This window comes from Stenotrophomonas sp. VV52, assembly GCF_002893095.1.
Taxonomy (GTDB): Bacteria; Pseudomonadota; Gammaproteobacteria; order Xanthomonadales; family Xanthomonadaceae; genus Stenotrophomonas; species Stenotrophomonas aracearum.
On the sequence record NZ_PKQQ01000002.1, the window covers coordinates 13,792 to 29,996 of the forward strand.

The 16,205-nt window shown below is 67.9% G+C and carries 14 protein-coding genes; 8 read left to right on the forward strand and 6 right to left on the reverse strand.

All coding sequences use genetic code 11. The features are described from left to right. Positions 1-74: 74 nt before the first annotated feature. Positions 75-809 carry a 20S proteasome subunit A/B gene (locus C2U58_RS06145; RefSeq protein ID WP_102945041.1) on the reverse strand — a complete coding sequence of 245 codons (735 nt, stop codon included), beginning with the start codon at positions 807-809 and terminating at the stop codon, positions 75-77. A gap of 84 nt (positions 810-893) precedes the next feature. Between C2U58_RS06145 and folK the strand changes: the two genes are divergently transcribed. After that, positions 894-1,379 carry a 2-amino-4-hydroxy-6-hydroxymethyldihydropteridine diphosphokinase gene (gene folK / locus C2U58_RS06150; RefSeq protein WP_102945042.1) on the forward strand — a complete coding sequence of 162 codons (486 nt, stop codon included), beginning with the start codon at positions 894-896 and terminating at the stop codon, positions 1,377-1,379. 6 nt (positions 1,380-1,385) lie between these two features. Here folK and C2U58_RS06155 read toward each other — a convergent pair whose 3' ends face one another. Then, a complete protein-coding gene (locus C2U58_RS06155) occupies positions 1,386-2,123 on the reverse strand; it encodes a pteridine reductase (protein ID WP_102945043.1) in 738 nt (245 codons plus the stop codon). A gap of 55 nt (positions 2,124-2,178) precedes the next feature. Between C2U58_RS06155 and C2U58_RS06160 the strand changes: the two genes are divergently transcribed. Beyond that, positions 2,179-3,363: an SAM-dependent methyltransferase gene (locus C2U58_RS06160; RefSeq protein WP_102945432.1), complete on the forward strand. Its 1,185-nt coding sequence runs from the start codon at positions 2,179-2,181 to the stop codon at positions 3,361-3,363. A gap of 1 nt (position 3,364) precedes the next feature. Beyond that, positions 3,365-3,754 carry a VanZ family protein gene (locus tag C2U58_RS06165; protein ID WP_102945044.1) on the forward strand — a complete coding sequence of 130 codons (390 nt, stop codon included), beginning with the start codon at positions 3,365-3,367 and terminating at the stop codon, positions 3,752-3,754. A gap of 70 nt (positions 3,755-3,824) precedes the next feature. On the opposite strand, the gene C2U58_RS06170 is transcribed toward C2U58_RS06165, so the two are convergent. The 4 genes from C2U58_RS06170 to C2U58_RS20025 all read right to left on the reverse strand — a co-directional run bounded on the left by C2U58_RS06170 (position 3,825) and on the right by C2U58_RS20025 (position 10,325). Continuing rightward, the gene (locus tag C2U58_RS06170; RefSeq protein WP_102945045.1) at positions 3,825-6,161 is read right to left on the reverse strand and encodes a family 20 glycosylhydrolase; all 2,337 of its coding nucleotides are present in this window, start codon (positions 6,159-6,161) and stop codon (positions 3,825-3,827) included. A gap of 135 nt (positions 6,162-6,296) precedes the next feature. Further along, positions 6,297-8,960: a TonB-dependent receptor gene (locus C2U58_RS06175; protein ID WP_102945046.1), complete on the reverse strand. Its 2,664-nt coding sequence runs from the start codon at positions 8,958-8,960 to the stop codon at positions 6,297-6,299. A gap of 110 nt (positions 8,961-9,070) precedes the next feature. Beyond that, positions 9,071-10,042, reverse strand: a complete 972-nt coding sequence (locus tag C2U58_RS06180; RefSeq protein ID WP_102945047.1) for a glucokinase family protein — start codon at positions 10,040-10,042, stop codon at positions 9,071-9,073. A 136-nt stretch (positions 10,043-10,178) separates the two neighbouring features. Then, a complete protein-coding gene (locus C2U58_RS20025; RefSeq protein WP_172448090.1) occupies positions 10,179-10,325 on the reverse strand; it encodes a hypothetical protein in 147 nt (48 codons plus the stop codon). Positions 10,326-10,456: 131 nt separating this feature from the next. Here C2U58_RS20025 and C2U58_RS06185 point away from each other — a divergent pair, with 131 nt between their 5' ends. The 5 genes from C2U58_RS06185 to C2U58_RS06205 are packed head-to-tail and all read left to right on the forward strand — an operon-like array spanning position 10,457 to position 16,107. Next, positions 10,457-11,749 (forward strand): sugar MFS transporter, encoded by a 1,293-nt coding sequence (locus tag C2U58_RS06185; protein WP_102945048.1) that lies wholly within the window; start codon positions 10,457-10,459, stop codon positions 11,747-11,749. 42 nt (positions 11,750-11,791) lie between these two features. Further along, complete coding sequence (locus C2U58_RS06190; RefSeq protein WP_102945433.1) at positions 11,792-12,859, forward strand: LacI family DNA-binding transcriptional regulator; 1,068 nt, start codon at positions 11,792-11,794, stop codon at positions 12,857-12,859. Positions 12,860-12,866: 7 nt separating this feature from the next. Beyond that, positions 12,867-13,895 (forward strand): SIS domain-containing protein, encoded by a 1,029-nt coding sequence (locus tag C2U58_RS06195; RefSeq protein ID WP_102945049.1) that lies wholly within the window; start codon positions 12,867-12,869, stop codon positions 13,893-13,895. Further along, entirely contained in the window at positions 13,895-15,043 is a 1,149-nt protein-coding gene (gene nagA, locus C2U58_RS06200) for an N-acetylglucosamine-6-phosphate deacetylase (RefSeq protein WP_102945050.1), read from the forward strand. The genes C2U58_RS06195 and nagA overlap by 1 nt, the downstream gene beginning before the upstream one ends. Next, positions 15,040-16,107 (forward strand): heparan-alpha-glucosaminide N-acetyltransferase domain-containing protein, encoded by a 1,068-nt coding sequence (locus C2U58_RS06205; protein WP_102945051.1) that lies wholly within the window; start codon positions 15,040-15,042, stop codon positions 16,105-16,107. The genes nagA and C2U58_RS06205 overlap by 4 nt, the downstream gene beginning before the upstream one ends. The last annotated feature ends 98 nt before the right edge of the window (positions 16,108-16,205 follow it).

Sequence of the window (16,205 nt, forward strand, 5' to 3'; positions counted from 1 at the left end):
CAGCGGCCGGCACTACACGGGTGGGTCAAGCGTCGGTAGTGCCGGCCGCCGGCCGGCTCCACGCAATGCCGGCTTCACCCCTCCCAGGGAAACCTTGGCAGCGACGCCACCGCCTGCTCCAACCGCCGCGACCAGTTCCCGTGGATCTCCGCATACAAGGGGCTGTCGCCGGCCAGCCGCATGCGGTGGCTGATCCGCAGGTCGCCGGCGCGCAGCAGCACCAGGTCCACCGGCAGGCCGACCGACAGGTTGGAGCGGATGGTGGAGTCCAGCGACACGATCGCGGTGCGTGCGGCGTCGTCCAGGTGGGTCTGCGGGCGGATGATGCGGTCCAGGATCGGCTTGCCGTACTTGGACTCGCCGATCTGCAGGAACGGGGTCTCCGGCGAGGCCGCAATCGCGTTGCCCAGCGGATAGATCATGTACAGCCCCGGATGCTCGCCGCCGACCTGGCCGCCCAGGATCAGCGTGGCTTGGGTGTTGACCCCGTCATGGCCGTGCTCGGGGTTGCTGCATTTGACCTGGCTGTCCACCAGCACCCGGCCCACGTACTCGGCGACCTCGAACAGGTGCCGGTAGGCGCGCAGGTTTTCCGGCCGCTGTTCCTCGACGTCGCGGTGCAGCCGCGAGATCAGCAACTGGGTGGTGGCGAGGTTGCCGGCGGCCATGATGACGAAGCTGGCCTGGCCCGGGAACTCGAATTCGTGCAGCTTGCGGTGCACGCGAACGTCGTCCAGCGACGCGTTGGTACGGGTATCGGCGGCGAAGACCAGGCCTTCATCCACCGCAATGCCGACGCAATAGGTCATGTCGGTGTCCTATGATGTGCACCCCGATTCTATGCGGTGACCCTGTTGGTCCTGTGTGGATTCGCCCCACGTACGCTGAATACCATGACCACTGTGCTCCTGAGCCTGGGCAGCAACCTGCAGCCGCAACAGCATCTTCACGCCGCGGTGGCCGTGCTGCGCCAGCGTTTCGGCGATATCCGGGTGTCCCCGGCCTACCGCACCGCGGCGGTGGGGTTCGACGGCCCGGCCTTCCTCAACAATGCGGTGGCGCTGGAAACCGACATGCCGCTGGAGGCGCTGGACACCTGGCTGCATGCGGTGGAAGACGCGCACGGGCGCGACCGCAGCGGGCCGCGTTTCAGCGACCGGACCCTGGACATCGACGTGGTGTTCTACGGCGACCTGATCGTGGAAGGCCCCGGCCACCTGCGCATTCCGCGTCCCGAGCTGAAGCACGCCTTCGTGCTCAAGCCGCTGGCAGACATCGCGCCGGACTTCGTGGACCCGGTCAGCGGGCTGACCCTGGCCGCGTTGTGGAAGGCGCACAAGCAATACGACGACGCGTTCGAGGTCGTCGAACTGGGGTAATCCCCATCACGACAACATCCGCCCCCCGTCCACCCGCAACGTGTGCCCGGTCACAAACGGGGCGTCGTTGACCAGCCAATACACCGCCTCGGCGATTTCCTCCACCGTCCCGGTACGGCCCAGCGGCGTGCGCGTCAGCAGCGCCTGCTGCGCATAGTCGTCCTTGCCCTGTTCGGGCCACAGGATCGCGCCCGGCGCCACCGCATTGACCCGGACCTTGGGCGCCAGCTCCAGCGCCAGCGAACGGGTTACCATTTCCAGCGCCGCCTTGGCCGCCGCATAGACCGGGTGGTCGCGCATCGGCTGGGTGCCGTGCAGGTCGGTCAGGTTGACGATGCAGCCCTGGTGGCGGCGCAGCTGCGAGGCCGCCGCCTGGGCCAGCAGCAGCGGCGCGCGGGCGTTGACCGCGAACAGGTCGTCCCACTGCTCGGCGGTGATCTGGCCGAGCAGGGTGGGGTAGAAGTTGGAGGCATTGTTGACCAGCGCGTCCAGCCGCCCGAACTGGGCCACGGTCTGTTCGACCATGTCGGGCAGGGCCTCGGCGTCGCGCAGGTCGGCCTGCAGGGCCAGCACGCTGCCCGGGCGCAGCATGTCCAGGTCGAAGGCCATCTGCTGCAGCTCGGCGGTGGAGGTGTTGGCGTGCAGCACCACCGACCAGCCACAGGAGTGGAACTGGCGGGCAATCGCGGCGCCGATCCGGCGCGCGCTGCCGGTGATCAGCACGACGGGTGTGGTGGCGGTCATCGGGGCTCCTTGCGGCTCGGCTATGCTGTGCATTGTCACCGCAATCGCCTGCACCATGCATTCTTCCCTGCCCACGCCCGACACCGACGCCCTGGCCCACAGCGACGAACTGGCCGCCGCCCTGCGCGCGGAGATCCTCGCCAACGGCGGTGCGATGCCGTTTGCCCGGTTCATGGAGCTGAGCCTGTATGCGCCCGGCTACGGCTATTACAGCGCCGGGTCCAGCAAGTTCGGCGAGGCCGGCGACTTCACCACCGCGCCGGAAATGGGCCCGCTGTTCACCGCGACCTTGGCCAACGCGATCGCCCCGGTCATGCAGCAGCTCGGGCCGGAAGCGCGATTCCTGGAGCTGGGCGGCGGCAGCGGCGCATTCGCCGAGATCCTGCTCAAGCGCATGCTGGAACTGGACGCCCTGCCCGAGCGTTACGCGATCCTGGAACCGAGTGCGGACCTGCGCGAACGCCAGCGCGAGCGCCTGGAACGGGCGCTGGTACCGCCCCTGTTTGCCCTGGTGGAATGGCTGGACGCCCCGTTCGACGACGACTGGGACGGCGTGGTGTTCGCCAACGAAGTGATCGACGCCCTGCCCACGCCGCGCTTCCTCGCGCGCGACGGCATGGTGTACGAGGAAACCGTGGAGCTGGATGCCGACGGCGCGTTCATGCGCGGCGCGCAGCCGGCCGACGCGATGCTTACCTCGGCCGTGCGCCATCTGGAACGCTACCGCGAAAAGCCCTTTGCCGACGGCTACCGCTCCGAGCTGCTGCCGCACCTGCCGTACTGGATCCAGGCGGTGGCCGGCGGGCTCAAGCGCGGCGCGATGCTGTTCGTCGACTACGGCTACCCGCGCAACGAGTTCTACAACGACGACCGCGATGACGGCACCGTGCGCGCGTTCTACCGCCACCACGTGCACAACGACGTGTTCCTGTGGCCGGGCCTGCAGGACCTGACCGCCTCGGTGGACTTCACCGCGCTGGCCGAAGCCGGGACCCATGCCGGCTTCGAGCTGGCCGGGTACTGCACGCAGTCCAGCTTCCTGCTCGGCAACGGCTTGGACGCGCTGTTGTCGCTGGCCGAAGGCCGTGCCGACGAGGTGGGCAAGCTGCGCCTGCGCGACCAGGTCAAGAAGCTCACCCTGCCCAGCGAAATGGGCGAGCGTTTCCAGGTGATGGGGTTCCAGCGCGACGTGGATTTCGAACCGGCGTTCGCGCTCGGCGACCTGACCTGGCGCCTCTGAGATGCTGCCCACCGGGATGTTGAAGCCGCTGCGCTTTCCGCGCCTGTGGCTGGGGCTGTGGTGGCTGGCGATCGTGAGCACGATCGTGGTCTGCCTGATCCCGCCGCCGCCGCTGGCGTTGCCGCCCAACAGCGACAAGGTCGAGCATTTCCTCGCGTATTTCCTGTTGGCCTCGGCGGCGGTACAGATCTACCGCACGCGCACGGCGCTGCTGTGCGCCGGCGCCGGGTTGGTGCTGCTGGGCGTCGGCATTGAATTCCTGCAGGGCGCGCTGACCACCAACCGCATGGCCGACCCGATGGATGCGCTGGCCAACACGACCGGCGTGATCGCTGGCATGGCGGTGGTTTTCACCCCGCTGCGGGATCTGTTGATCCGCCTGAAGGGGTAGTGCCGGCCGCCGGCCGGCTCCAGGTGAAACCTGCTACCCCGAGGCGCCGGCCAGCGGCCGGCACTACGGATCAGCGCGGGACCAGGGTCAACTCGTCCAGCACCCACATCGTCGGGCGCGTATCGCCGGTGAAACGCACGCACAGGTCCTGACGGCCCTTCAGCGAACGCGGCAACTTCGCTTCCAGCGTGATGAAGCCATCCGCACCCGGCTTGGCCGGCAGCGGCACGCTGGCCAGCGGCTTGCCGTCGCACTGCGCGTTGAGGATGTCCATCTCGCCATGCGCGCTGCGTGCCTTCACGAAGCGACGCTGCGGCTCGTCGTGCGCCAGCTGGAAGTAGTACGGAATCTGCCCGGCGCGCACGCGCACGCTGGCGATGCCGTCCACGTCTGCCTTCTCCCACAGCCAGCACGGGTTGAAGATGTTGACGTTGAAGATCGCACGCTCGCCTTCCAGCGGGCCGTCGTCTTCCAGCCGCAGCAGCAGCTTGCCTTCGCCCGGGCACATCGCCAGGTGCTCGTCGTTGCGGGTCAGCAACGACTGCGCGGTGATGTCGAAGCGGCTGGCCGCCTTGGCCAATGCCTCGCCGTTGAAGAAGGTCGCGGCCTGCACGCCCACCGGCAGCGGCTGGGTCAGCGGCGCGGTGTAGCGCGGCGACTGCGCGGTCACTGCACTGCCGTCCACGCTGTAGCGGATCTCGTAGTTGAGCGGATTGCGCAGCGCCAGCGTGGCGGTGCCGGCCTTGCGGTCATCGCTGACGTCGGCTTCCACTTCGAACGGCGTCTGCGCGTACGCGATCCCCATCGCCTGCCAGCGCTGCAGCTGCGACGGCAGCCGGGCCAGGAAGTCGGCGAAGTCGCGGCGGTCGCGCGGCGTCCAGCCGGTTTCGGCCACCGCGGCAAGGCGCGGGAACACGTTGTGGTGCAGCCGCGCGACGCTGCGGGTGTGCTCGGTGAACATGTTGGCCTGCAGGCCCAGGATGTGCTGTTCCTTGTCCCTGGCCAGCGCGTCGGGCACCGGTTCGAAGCCGTACACGCGGCCCAGCGGAGTGGTCAGCGGGCGGCCGGGCGGCTCGTTCTCCGAGTTGGTCTGCAGGTAGTCCATGTACATGTCGGTCACCGGCGACATCACCACGTCGTGGCCTTCGCTGGCGGCCTTCAGGCCGCCTTCGGTGCCGCGCCAGGACATCACCGTGGCCTCCGGCGGCAGGCCGCCTTCAAGGATTTCGTCCCAGCCGATCAGGCGGCGGTCGTGCTGCTCCAGGAACTTCTCCAGGCGCTTGATCAGGTGCGCCTGCATTTCATTCTCGGTGCCCGCGCCGACCTCGCGCATGCGTTCCTGCACGCGCGCGTTGGCTTCCCACTGATCCTTCACTGCCTCGTCGCCGCCGACATGCACGTACTTGGCCGGGAACAGTTCGATGACCTCTTCGAGCACGTTTTCCAGGAACTCGAAGGTGCTTTCCTCGGTGTTGAACAGGTTCGGGAACACGCCCCATTCGCTCAGCGGCTGCAGCGGCGTGTCGATGGTGCCGAGTTCGGGGTAGGCGGCAATCGCGGCGGTTGCGTGGCCCGGAACGTCGATTTCCGGAATCACCTGGATGTGGCGCGCGGCCGCATAGGCGATCACTTCACGGATCTGGTCCTGGGTATAGAACCCGCAGTAGGGGCGCGGTGCGCCGGTGACCGGGTCGCGGCCGCCATCGCCGGCCGGAATGCGGCAGCTGCCGACGCCGGTCAGCTTCGGGTAGCGCTTGATCTCCATGCGCCAGCCCTGGTCGTCGGTGAGATGCCAGTGGAAGGTGTTGAGCTTCTGTTCGGCCATCGCGTCGAGCACGCGCTTGATCTCGTCCAGGCTCTGGAAGTGGCGGGCCGAGTCCAGCATCAGGCCGCGCCAGCTGAAGCGCGGCGCGTCGTCGATCTTCAGCGCCGGCACCACGCCGTTGCTGCCGCCGGTAAGCAGCTGCGAAAGGGTGGCCGCGCCGTAGAACAGGCCAGCTTCGGTCGCGGCCTGCACGGTCACGCCGCGCGCATCGCTGCGCAGCTGGTAACCCTCCGCACCGGTCTTGAGGGTGGCATCCAGCACGAAGCGGATGCCATCGGTGCCGCGCGCGCTGGCGACCTTCAACGACGGGCCGCCGCTGTGCTGCAGCTGGGTGGCGAACAGGCCGGCCACGCGCTGCGCGGCCGCACCCTGCGCACGCAGCGCGGTGGTGGAGGTAACGGTATAGCCCGCGCCTTCGAGGCGTTGCAGCTGGGCGGGGGCGGGAATCAGGGGCAGCGAGCCGGGCAGGGCACGCGGACCGTCCGGGGCCTGGGCGTCGGTGGCCTGGGCCAGCGGCGCCAGGGAGAGTGCCAGTGCGAACGAAAGCAGCGACAGCGAGGTACGACGGGTGCGGGTCTGCATCGGGTCATTCCTTTGGTGCGGTGTGAAAAAAAAACGGGCCCGGATATCCGGACCCGTTTCAGGTGAGGCGTAGAGCCGGGGTGTGCCCGGCTCCTGCTGCGTAGTGCCGGCCGCTGGCCGGCTCCACGCAATGGATCAGTACTTGAAGCGGAAGTTCAGATAGTACTGACGACCGTTGGAGTAGAACGAGGTCGGGATCGACGCGCTCTGGTAGTACTTGTAGGTCGGGTTGTTGAGGTTCAGGCCGTCCAGGGTGATGCTCATCCACTTGGTCGGCGAGTAGCTCAGCGAGGCCGACAGCGTGCCGAAATCATCCTGGTAGTACGGGTTGGCACCGGACAGGCTGATCAGGAACGAGGAGCGGCGGGTGTAGCTGACGCGCGCACCGAAGGTGTCGTTCTCGAAGAAGGCGCCCACGTTGTAGGTGTTCTTCGAGGTGCCCAGCAGGTTGTGGCTGCCGTCGGCCCAGGTGTGCGCCGAGCTGCCGTTGGCGTAGGTGTAGTTGGCGTTGATGCCGAAGTTCTCGCCGATCGGCTGCTCGTACGCCACTTCCACGCCGGTGACCTTGCCGTCGGCATTGATCGGGGTGGAGACAGCGTAGGTTTCAAGCTGGTTGGTCAACTCGCTGAAGAGCTGCTTGTTGATCACGTCGAAGGCGATGTAGTCCTTCAGGTCGATGTGGTACGCACCGACCGACAGCAGGCCGCGCGGCATGAAGTACCACTCCAGGTTGGCGTCCAGGTTGGAGCCGATGGTCGGCTTCAGTTCCGGGTTACCGCCACCGCCGGTCTTGTTCAGGTCCGAACCCCAGGCAGACGCGCCCAGTGCCGAGTAATCCGGCAGGGTCTGGGTCTGCGACGCGGCGACGCGCAGCACCAGGTTGTCGTCCAGGTCGAACTTGATGTTGGCGCTCGGCAGCACGCGGCTGTGCTTGTTCTGGAAGGCCTGGCGCTGCCACATGCCGAACAGGCTGCTGACGTCGGCGCGGGCCGGGTCGCTCACGGCGAGGTACGTGTCGATGTCCTGCTTGATGTCGACGTAGCGCAGGCCGACGTTGCCGCTCCACCAGTCACCGGCGAAGTTGGCCTGCACGTAACCGGCGAAGTTCTTCTCCTTCACCTTCCACTCGGCGCCGTAGTTGTGGCGACCGGTCGGACCGTCGTTGTTGGACAGCCAGGTGGAGTTGTTGATGATCGCGGTCTTCAGCGCGTCCGGGGTGTAGTACCAGATATCGCGCGGGAAGTTGCCACCGATGCCGCTGGCGAAGTTGCCCGGGTAGCTGCCGGTGGCGCTGCCCTGCAGGGCCGACCAGATGTCGCCCGGGCTGGCGCCTTCCGGCGACAGCGCTTCACGTTCGTGGTCGGCGAAGCGCAGGCCGAAGTCGATCGAACTCAGCGCGCCGCCGTTGCCGAAGTACTGGTTGAAGTCGAGCGAAGCCCAGTCTTCCTGGTCTTCCGCCTTGACCTGCTGGTTGCCCCAGGTGCCGAAGCTGCTCACGCCGTTCGGGCTGGTGTCGCCGCCCACGTTCCAATCCACCGGCGAACCGGCGCCGTGCGTGGCCCAGCTGGCGCCGCCGCCCTGGCCCAGGGTTACCTCGGCAATGAACTGGCGCGGGGTCTCGCCGGTGCCCTTGGTGGTGCCGGCCTGGAACTTGGCTTCCAGGTTGTCGTTGATCTGCCAGTCGGCGTCGAAGGTGACGTAGCTGGTCTTGGCCGAGGCTTCACGGTAGATCATGTCGTACACGGCGTAGTTGGTACCCGGCACGCCTGCGTAGGTGGCATTGCTGAGCACGCCGTCGTTGATCGTGTAGCCGGGGTTCGGCGCCTGCGACTTGGCGAAGTTGCCGCCCCACATCATGTAGTTGCGGTTGTAGTTGTTGGCTTCCAGTTCCGAGGTGAACCCGCTCAGGCCCAGGGTCAGGTTGTCGATCGGCTTCCACTGGAAGGTGAGCAGGCCGCCCTTGCGCTCACGGGTCTGCTCGAACAGCGTCGAACCGAGCAGGCCCGGCACGTTCACGCCGATCAGGTCCGGATTGGTCGCGGCAACCGGATCGGTGGCGGCGATCTTGAAGAAGCCGCCCGGGATTTCCTGCGCTTCACGGCGCAGTTCGCGCTTCTGGTAGAAGGCCTGCAGCAGCACGCCGAAGGTGTTGCTGTCGTTCTTCCAGTTGACCAGGCCCGAGAACTGCGGATCGGTCGAATCGGCCTGGTCCGAACGCACCGCACCGAGCGAGGCTTCGGCGCTGAACGGCTTGGAGAACTGCAGCGGGGTGCGGGTGATGATGTTGACTGTACCGGTGGTGCCGCCGTCCTGCAGCTTGGCCTGCGAGGACTTGTTCACTTCCACCGAGCTGACCAGCTCGGACGGCAGCAGCGAGTAGCTGACGCTGCGGCCCACGTTGTTGCCCTGGCTGAGCACGAACCAGTCGGCCGAACCGACGCTGTGGCCGTCGATCAGGGTCTGGGTCAGGCTCGGGGCGGTGCCGCGCAGGCTGACGCGGTCGGCTTCGTCGAAGCCGCCTTCGTCGGCGCTGGCCGAGCTGATGTTCACGCCCGGCAGGCGCTGCAGGGTGTCGGCCACGTTGTGCGCCGGCAGCTTGCCGACGTCTTCGGCGGTGACCACTTCCAGGCGCGCATTGGCTTCACGCTTGGTGTCGAGCGACTTTTCCATCGAGCCGCGGATACCGGTGACGGTCACGGTGTCCAGGTCGGTGGCGGTGGGCTGGGCTTCCTGCGCGTGGGCGCCGAACGCGATACAGCTGAAAATGGCTGCCGAAAGCAGGCTGATACGGTGGTTCATGATGTCTCTCCTCATCAATCGTGTGTGCGCCAGCGACGGCGTTCGGTTAGAGATGCGTACAACCTTGCCCAGCGACCGTTGCCGGTGCGCGACTTACTTCTGGAACTGATTCAAGCGTCCGTGCGGCCGAGGTACCAGCTGGCGGCGCCGATGACGCCCAGTTGCCCGTGCTCGACCACCTTCACGGGAATACGTTCCAGCGCCTCGCGCATCGGCCCCTTGTTGAGGTAACGGGCGACGAAGGTGCTGTTCAACAGGAATTCGCGGATCTGCGGCAGGATCCCGCCGGCCAGGTACACGCCGCCATGGGCGCCGTACTGCAGGGCCATGTCGCCGATGGTGCTGCCGAGCAGGCCGCAGAACACTTCCAGGCTCTGGCGCGCCAGCACGTCCTGGTCGCTGACGGCCGCGGCGGTGATCGCATCGGGGGTGGCCAGCACCGCCGGCTGCCCTTCGATCGCGCAGAGCGCGCGGTACAGATTCATCAGGCCAGGGCCGGACAGCGCGTGCTCGACCGAGACGTGCGCGTGCTCGCGCTGCATCTGGCGGACGATGGCCATTTCCAGTTCGGTGCTGACCGCCAGGGTCGGCTGGCCCGCTTCGGTGGCCAGCACCACCGCACCGTGCGCGGTGGGAATCCACAGGGCGGCGCCGAGCCCGGTGCCGGGGCCGACCACCAGGGTCGGGCCGCGCGGCGCCGTGGCCGGACCGGTCAGCTGCAGTACGCCGCTGGCGTCGACCTGGGCGGCGGCGTAGGCCACCGCTTCGAAGTCGTTGACGATGTACACCGCTTCCAGGCCCAGGTCGCGCTCGATCTGCCGGGCCGACAGCGGCCACGGCACGTTGGCGGTGATCACGGTGCCGTCTTCGCGGGCGTAGCCGGCCGTGGCCACCACGCAGTGCGCGGGGCGCTCGCCGTCGGCGATGAAGGCCGACAGGATCGCGCTCAGGCCGGGGTAGTCGGCATTGCGGAACTTGCGGTACTCCAGCAGCTCCACCGGGTGGGCCGGGTCGGCGCTGGCCTGCACGCGGGCCACGCGGACGTGCGTGCCACCCACGTCGGCAGCCAGGAACGGCGGCATCGCGGGGCTGGCATGGGCCGGTAAGGCGTGGGCGGCTGCGGTCACTCGGACTCCCCTGGGATGCGTACGGCCGGGTCTGGCACCCGGCGATTGAGCGGAGTCTGTAATCGTTCTGACAACGATGTCAACGATAACCTCACACTTTCGATGCTGCGCCGCAGCGACCTGTGTCACAAGAAAACGTTTTCATGCCGATGTCGTAAAGATTTCGCAAAGCGGCTGCAACCAAAGGCCCCGTGAAGGCGGGGCGGGCGGTTGCCGGGTATTTGCGCAGCTGCAGCATGGGGTTTTCGAGCGCTGCCGCCGAAACCAGTTGTTGACAAAGACCAGTGGCCCATCGAATAAATGTGACAACGTTGTTCCCAGCCACTCTTCCGACGCCGCCTGCGTGCCGTCGATGCAGGAGCCTTCCCGATGTCTGCAGTGCCTGCTGCTTCCGCGCGTTCGAGCGTGGCCACCTCGATCCTGATCATCGGGGTGCTGTTCTTCCTGATCGGCTTCTTCACCTGGCTCAACGGCCCGCTGATCACCTTCGTCAAACTGGCCTTCGAGCTGGACGAGGTCGGCGCCTTCCTGGTGCTGATGGTGTTCTACCTGTCTTACTTCTTCCTGGCGCTGCCAGCCTCGTGGATCCTCAAGCGCACCGGCATGAAGAAGGGCCTGAGCCTGAGCCTGCTGGTGATGGCCGCCGGTGCGGTGGTGTTCGCCCACTTCGCGCAGCAGCGCTGGTACCCGGGCGCGCTCAGCGGCCTGTTCATCATCGGCAGCGGGCTGGCCCTGCTGCAGACGGCGGTGAACCCGTACATCAGCATCCTCGGCCCGATCGAGACCGCCGCGCGCCGCATCGCGCTGATGGGCATCTGCAACAAGATCGCCGGCATGATCGCGCCGTTCCTGATCGGCACCCTGGTGCTGCATGGCATCGGCGACCTGTCCGACCAGGTGGCCGCCGCCGATCCGGTGACCCGCAACGCCCTGCTGGACACCTTCGCGGCCAAGATCCAGATGCCGTACATGGCCATGGCCGGGCTGCTGGTCGTGCTCGCGGTGGGCGTGCTGTTCTCGCCGCTGCCGGAAATCAAGACCGCCGAAGCCAACGCCACTCCGGCGCGCGCGCCCGGCGTGGCCGAACGCACCAGCATCTTCCAGTTCCCGCACCTGTGGCTGGGCGTGCTGTGCCTGTTCGTATACGTGGGCGTGGAAGTGATGGCCGGTGACGCCATCGGTACCTACGGCCACGGCTTCGGCCTGCCGCTGGACCAGACCAAGCTGTTCACCTCGATCACCCTGTTCGCCATGCTGGTCGGCTACCTGGCCGGCCTGGCGCTGATCCCGCACGTGGTCTCGCAGTCGCGTTACCTGAGCATCTCGGCCAGCCTGGGCGTGCTGTTCTGCATCGGCGCGCTGTTCACCCATGGCTATGTGTCGGTGGGCTTCGTGGCCGCGCTGGGCTTTGCCAACGCGATGATGTGGCCGGCGATCTTCCCGCTGGCCATCCGCGGCCTGGGCCGCTTCACCGAAACCGGTTCGGCGTTGCTGGTGATGGCCATCGCCGGTGGCGCGATCATCCCGCAGGCGTTCGCGGTGCTGAAGCAGCATTTCGACTTCCAGTTCGTGTTCGCCGCACTGATGGTGCCGTGCTACCTGTACATCCTGTTCTACTCGCTGCGCGGCTACCGGATCGGCCTGCCCCGCGACGGGCAGTGATCGGCGATGATGGACGCCCAACCGGTGAGCCAGGAAAAGAGCATGCGTAGAGCGACCATCAAGGATGTCGCCGAGCGGGCCAAGGTGTCGTTGAAGACCGTTTCGCGAGTCATCAACAACGAACCGTCGGTGATGCAGGCCACGCGCGCGCGCGTGCTGCGTGCCATCGCCGAGCTGGACTACGAGCCGGATCCCGCTGCACGCAACCTGCGCACCGGCACCACCCTGGTGATTGGGCTGGTCTACGACAACCCGAACCCGTACCACATCATCGGCGTGCAGAACGGCGTGCTCGCCGCGTGCCGCGAAACCGGATTCGGGCTGCAGATCCATCCCTGCGATTCCAGCTCGCCGATGCTGGCCGAAGAACTGGCCGACTGGGTGCAGCGTTCGCGCCTGGCCGGGCTGGTGCTGACCGCACCGATGTCCGAGCGTCGCGATCTCGTGGCCGCGCTGACCGCACGCGGGATAAAGCTGGTGCGCATCATCGCCGCCACCGCCGACCCGCAGGACGGCGCCTGCGTGTTCGTGGACGACCGCGAGGCCGCCTACGAGATCACCGAACACCTGATCCAGCTCGGCCACCAGCGCATCGGCTTCCTCTGGGGCGGCTCCTCGCACCGTTCCAGCGGCGAGCGCCACGCCGGCTACGAAGCGGCGCTGCGCGACTACGGCATTCCGCACGACAAGCACCTGGTGGTGCAGGGCGACTACACCTTCGACGACGGCTTCCGCGGCGCGCGACGCCTGCTGGCGCTGCGCGAACCGCCCACCGCCATCTTCGGCTCCAACGACGAAATCGCGGCCGGCGTGCTGGCCGCGGCGAAGTCGGCCGGCATGAACGTGCCCTATGACCTCTCCATCGCCGGCTTCGAGGACAGCCCGTTCTCGCGCCAGTCCTGGCCGCCGCTGACCACTGCCAAGCAGGCCACCGAAGACATCGCCCGGCATGCCGCGCGCCTGCTGATCGCGCAGCTGCGAAGCGACGCCTACGACGACGCGCCGCTGCAGCTGCAGAACCAGGGCTTCGTGCCGCAGCTGATCGTGCGCGGTTCCACCGCTCCGATGCGGCCGCTGGCCGCGCGTCCCCCCACCCCAGAAACCACCTGAGTCCCGCATGTCCCTGCCCGCCCCGCACGACACCCTGATGTTCCGCGAAGCCGCCGAAGCGGCCGACGTGATCGCTGCGCAGTTCGCGCGCAATGAAGCGACCGTGCAGACGCTGGCCGCGACCCTGCGCGCGGCGCCGCCGCCGTTCGTGGTGACCTGCGCACGCGGCAGCTCGGACCACGCTGCGACGTATGCCAAGTACCTGCTGGAGACGAAGCTCGGCCTGGTGACCGCCTCGGCCTCGCCGTCGGTGGGCTCGGTGTACGAAGCGCCGCTGCAGCTGCGCGGGGCGCTGTACATCGTCATCTCGCAATCCGGCAAGAGCCCGGACCTGCTGCGCAATGCCGAAGCCGCGCGTGCGGCCGGCGCGCGCGTGGTGGCACTGGTCAACGTGGAAGATTCGCCGCTGGCGCAGCTGGCTGAAACGGTGATTCCGCTCGGCGCGGGCGCCGAACGCAGCGTGGCGGCGACCAAGAGCTACCTGGCCTCGCTGTCGGCGATCCTGCAGCTGGTGGCGTACTGGAGCCAGGATGCCGGCCTGGTCGCTTCGCTGAAGACCTTGCCCGACGCCCTGCGCCAGGCCTGGAACAGCGACTGGACGGCCCTGACCGACGGCCTGGTGCCGGCGCACAACCTGTTCGTGGTCGGCCGCGGCCTGGGCCTGGGCGCCGCCCAGGAAGCCGCACTGAAGTTCAAGGAAACCTGCGGCCTGCACGCCGAGGCCTACAGCTCGGCCGAGGTCAAGCATGGCCCGATGGCGCTGGTTGGGCCGGGCTTCCCGGTACTGGCCTTCGCACAGCCAGACGAAACCGGTGCGGGCACCCGCGCCGTGGCGGCCGAGTTCGCCGCGCGTGACGCGCAGGTGTGGCTGGCCGCGCCGGACGGCGACCTGCCGCTGCCGCAGGCACCGCACCCGGCCTGCGCGCCGCTGCTGACCGTGCAGGCGTTCTACCGCGCGATCAACGCGCTGGCGCTGCGTCGCGGCCACAACCCGGACCTGCCGCCGCACCTGAACAAGGTTACGGAGACCGTCTGATGAAGACTGTCCTGCGCAATGCGCGGATCCTGACCGCTGACGGCTTCCGCGACGATCTCGCGGTGGTGATCGAAGCGGGAAAGATCAGCGCGCTGCTGTCTGATGCCGCCCCGCAGCTGGGCAGTGCGGCCGAACAGGTGGACCTCGGCGGCGGCTGGCTGCTGCCGGGCTTCATCGATGCGCAGGTCAACGGCGGCGGCGGCGTGCTGTTCAACAATACGCCCGACGTGGAAAGCCTGCGCACGCTGGCGGCGGCGCACCGCCGCTTCGGCACCACCGCGCTGCTGCCGACCCTGATCAGCGACGACGTGCAGGTGATGCGCACCGCAATTGACGCCACCCGCACCGCCATCGAACAGGGCGTGCCCGGCGTGATCGGCATCCACCTGGAAGGCCCGTACATCGCGCCGGGGCGCAAGGGTACCCACGACGCCAGCAAGTTCCGCGTGCCAGATGCGGACGAGATCGCGATGGCGGCCTCGCTCGACAACGGCGTGACCCTGCTGACGCTGGCGCCCGAACGGGTGCCGCTGGACAGCATCCGCGCGCTGGTCGAGCGCGGCGTGATCGTCGCCGCCGGGCATACCGCGGCAACGTATGAAGAGGCGCGCGCCGGGCTGGACGCTGGCATCCGCGGCTTCACCCACCTGTACAACGCGATGTCGCCGTTGACCGGTCGCGAACCCGGCGCGGTCGGCGCGGCGCTGGAAGACCGCGACAGCTGGATCGGCATCATCGCCGACGGCGTGCACGTGCACCCCGGCAGCCTGCGCGTGGCGCTGGCGGCCAAGCCCGCGGGCAAGGTCATGCTGGTCACCGACGCAATGTCGCCGGTGGGCGCCGACAGCCCCAGCTTCGAGCTGTATGGCGAAGTGATCACCGTGGTGGATGGTGTGGTGCGCAATGCGGCCGGCGCGCTCGCCGGGTCGGCGCTGGACATGGTCACCGCCGTGCGCAATGCGGTGAACCTGCTCGGCCTGCCGCTGGACGAAGCCGCGCGCATGGCCTCGCGCTACCCGGCGCAGTTCCTCAACGTGGACGACCGCCTGGGCGAGATCGCCGAAGGCTACCAGGCCGACCTGGTGCTGCTCGACGACGCGCTGCAGGTCCGTGCGACCTGGATCGCCGGCCAGCGCGAGGACGCATGAACACCTCCGCATCGGTGCGCATGGGCTCCATCGACGCCCTGCGCGGACTGACCGTGGCCGCGATGCTGCTGGTCAACAATCCGGGCGACTGGGGCCACGTGTATGCGCCGCTGCTGCATGCGGACTGGCACGGTTTTACTCCCACCGACCTGATCTTCCCGCTGTTCCTGTTCATTGCCGGCGTGTCGATGGCGTGGAGCCTGGTGCCGCGTGCGGTCGACCCGCTGCTGCGCCCGGCGCTGGGGCGCACGCTGCTGCAGCGTGCGCTGCGCATCCTGCTCGCCGGCGCGCTGCTGCACGTGTTGGCGTGGTGGCTGTTCGACCTGCCGGCGTACCGGGTGTGGGGGGTGCTGCAGCGGATCGCGCTGTGCGTGGCGGTGGTGGGCCTGCTGGCCATCCATGCGCGTGCACGCACGCACTGGCTGGTGCTGGGTGCGCTGCTGCTGGGCTACACCGCGTTGCTGCTCGGTGCCGACACGCTGGCGCCGTGGCACAACCCGGTGAGCCGCGTGGACACCGCGCTGTTCGCGCCGTTCCTGTACAAGTACGACGCGATCACCAGACTTGGCCATGACCCCGAAGGCCTGCTCAGCAGTGCCGGCGCGATCGCCACCACGCTGCTGGGACTGATCGCCGGCAGCTGGCTGCGTGCAGGGCGGCGCGGCGCGCTCGCCGGCCTGGCGCTGGTTGGACTGGGCGCTGGACTGCTGCTGGCGGCGGTACTGCCGTTCAACAAGAACCTGTGGACGCCCAGCTACGTGCTGTGGACCGGCGGGCTGTCGATCCTGGCGCTGCTGTTGGCGCACCAGCTCATCGACCACTGGCACTGGCCGGCGATCGGGCGCCGTTTCGGCGTCAACGCGATCGCCGCGTATCTCGGTTCGTCGGTCATGGCGCTGGTGCTGATCGCCAGCGGTGCCTGGGCGGCATGCTTCGCCGGACTGCTCTCGCTGATGCCCGCGGCGCCGAAGCTCGCGTCGCTGTCGTGCGCGCTGGGATTCGTCGCGTTCTGGTGGTGCGTGGTGTGGCTGCTTGATCGACGCCGGGTGTATTTCAAGATCTGACCCGCCTGTTTTTTGACGTGGCCATCACGCGAGTGGACAGACAGTAGCGTCAGCCGGCCCTGCGGGGGGAACCATAGGTCCGTTGCAATACCCCATTT

Bases quoted from the DNA above. Each gene is read 5' to 3' on its own strand.
- C2U58_RS06145 (WP_102945041.1), bottom strand. From the start codon at position 809: ATGACCTATTGCGTCGGCATTGCGGTGGATGAAGGCCTGGTCTTCGCC.
- folK (WP_102945042.1), top strand. From the start codon at position 894: ATGACCACTGTGCTCCTGAGCCTGGGCAGCAACCTGCAGCCGCAACAG.
- C2U58_RS06155 (WP_102945043.1), bottom strand. From the start codon at position 2,123: ATGACCGCCACCACACCCGTCGTGCTGATCACCGGCAGCGCGCGCCGG.
- C2U58_RS06160 (WP_102945432.1), top strand. From the start codon at position 2,179: ATGCATTCTTCCCTGCCCACGCCCGACACCGACGCCCTGGCCCACAGC.
- C2U58_RS06165 (WP_102945044.1), top strand. From the start codon at position 3,365: ATGCTGCCCACCGGGATGTTGAAGCCGCTGCGCTTTCCGCGCCTGTGG.
- C2U58_RS06170 (WP_102945045.1), bottom strand. From the start codon at position 6,161: ATGCAGACCCGCACCCGTCGTACCTCGCTGTCGCTGCTTTCGTTCGCA.
- C2U58_RS06175 (WP_102945046.1), bottom strand. From the start codon at position 8,960: ATGAACCACCGTATCAGCCTGCTTTCGGCAGCCATTTTCAGCTGTATC.
- C2U58_RS06180 (WP_102945047.1), bottom strand. From the start codon at position 10,042: ATGCCGCCGTTCCTGGCTGCCGACGTGGGTGGCACGCACGTCCGCGTG.
- C2U58_RS20025 (WP_172448090.1), bottom strand. From the start codon at position 10,325: ATGCTGCAGCTGCGCAAATACCCGGCAACCGCCCGCCCCGCCTTCACG.
- C2U58_RS06185 (WP_102945048.1), top strand. From the start codon at position 10,457: ATGTCTGCAGTGCCTGCTGCTTCCGCGCGTTCGAGCGTGGCCACCTCG.
- C2U58_RS06190 (WP_102945433.1), top strand. From the start codon at position 11,792: ATGCGTAGAGCGACCATCAAGGATGTCGCCGAGCGGGCCAAGGTGTCG.
- C2U58_RS06195 (WP_102945049.1), top strand. From the start codon at position 12,867: ATGTCCCTGCCCGCCCCGCACGACACCCTGATGTTCCGCGAAGCCGCC.
- nagA (WP_102945050.1), top strand. From the start codon at position 13,895: ATGAAGACTGTCCTGCGCAATGCGCGGATCCTGACCGCTGACGGCTTC.
- C2U58_RS06205 (WP_102945051.1), top strand. From the start codon at position 15,040: ATGAACACCTCCGCATCGGTGCGCATGGGCTCCATCGACGCCCTGCGC.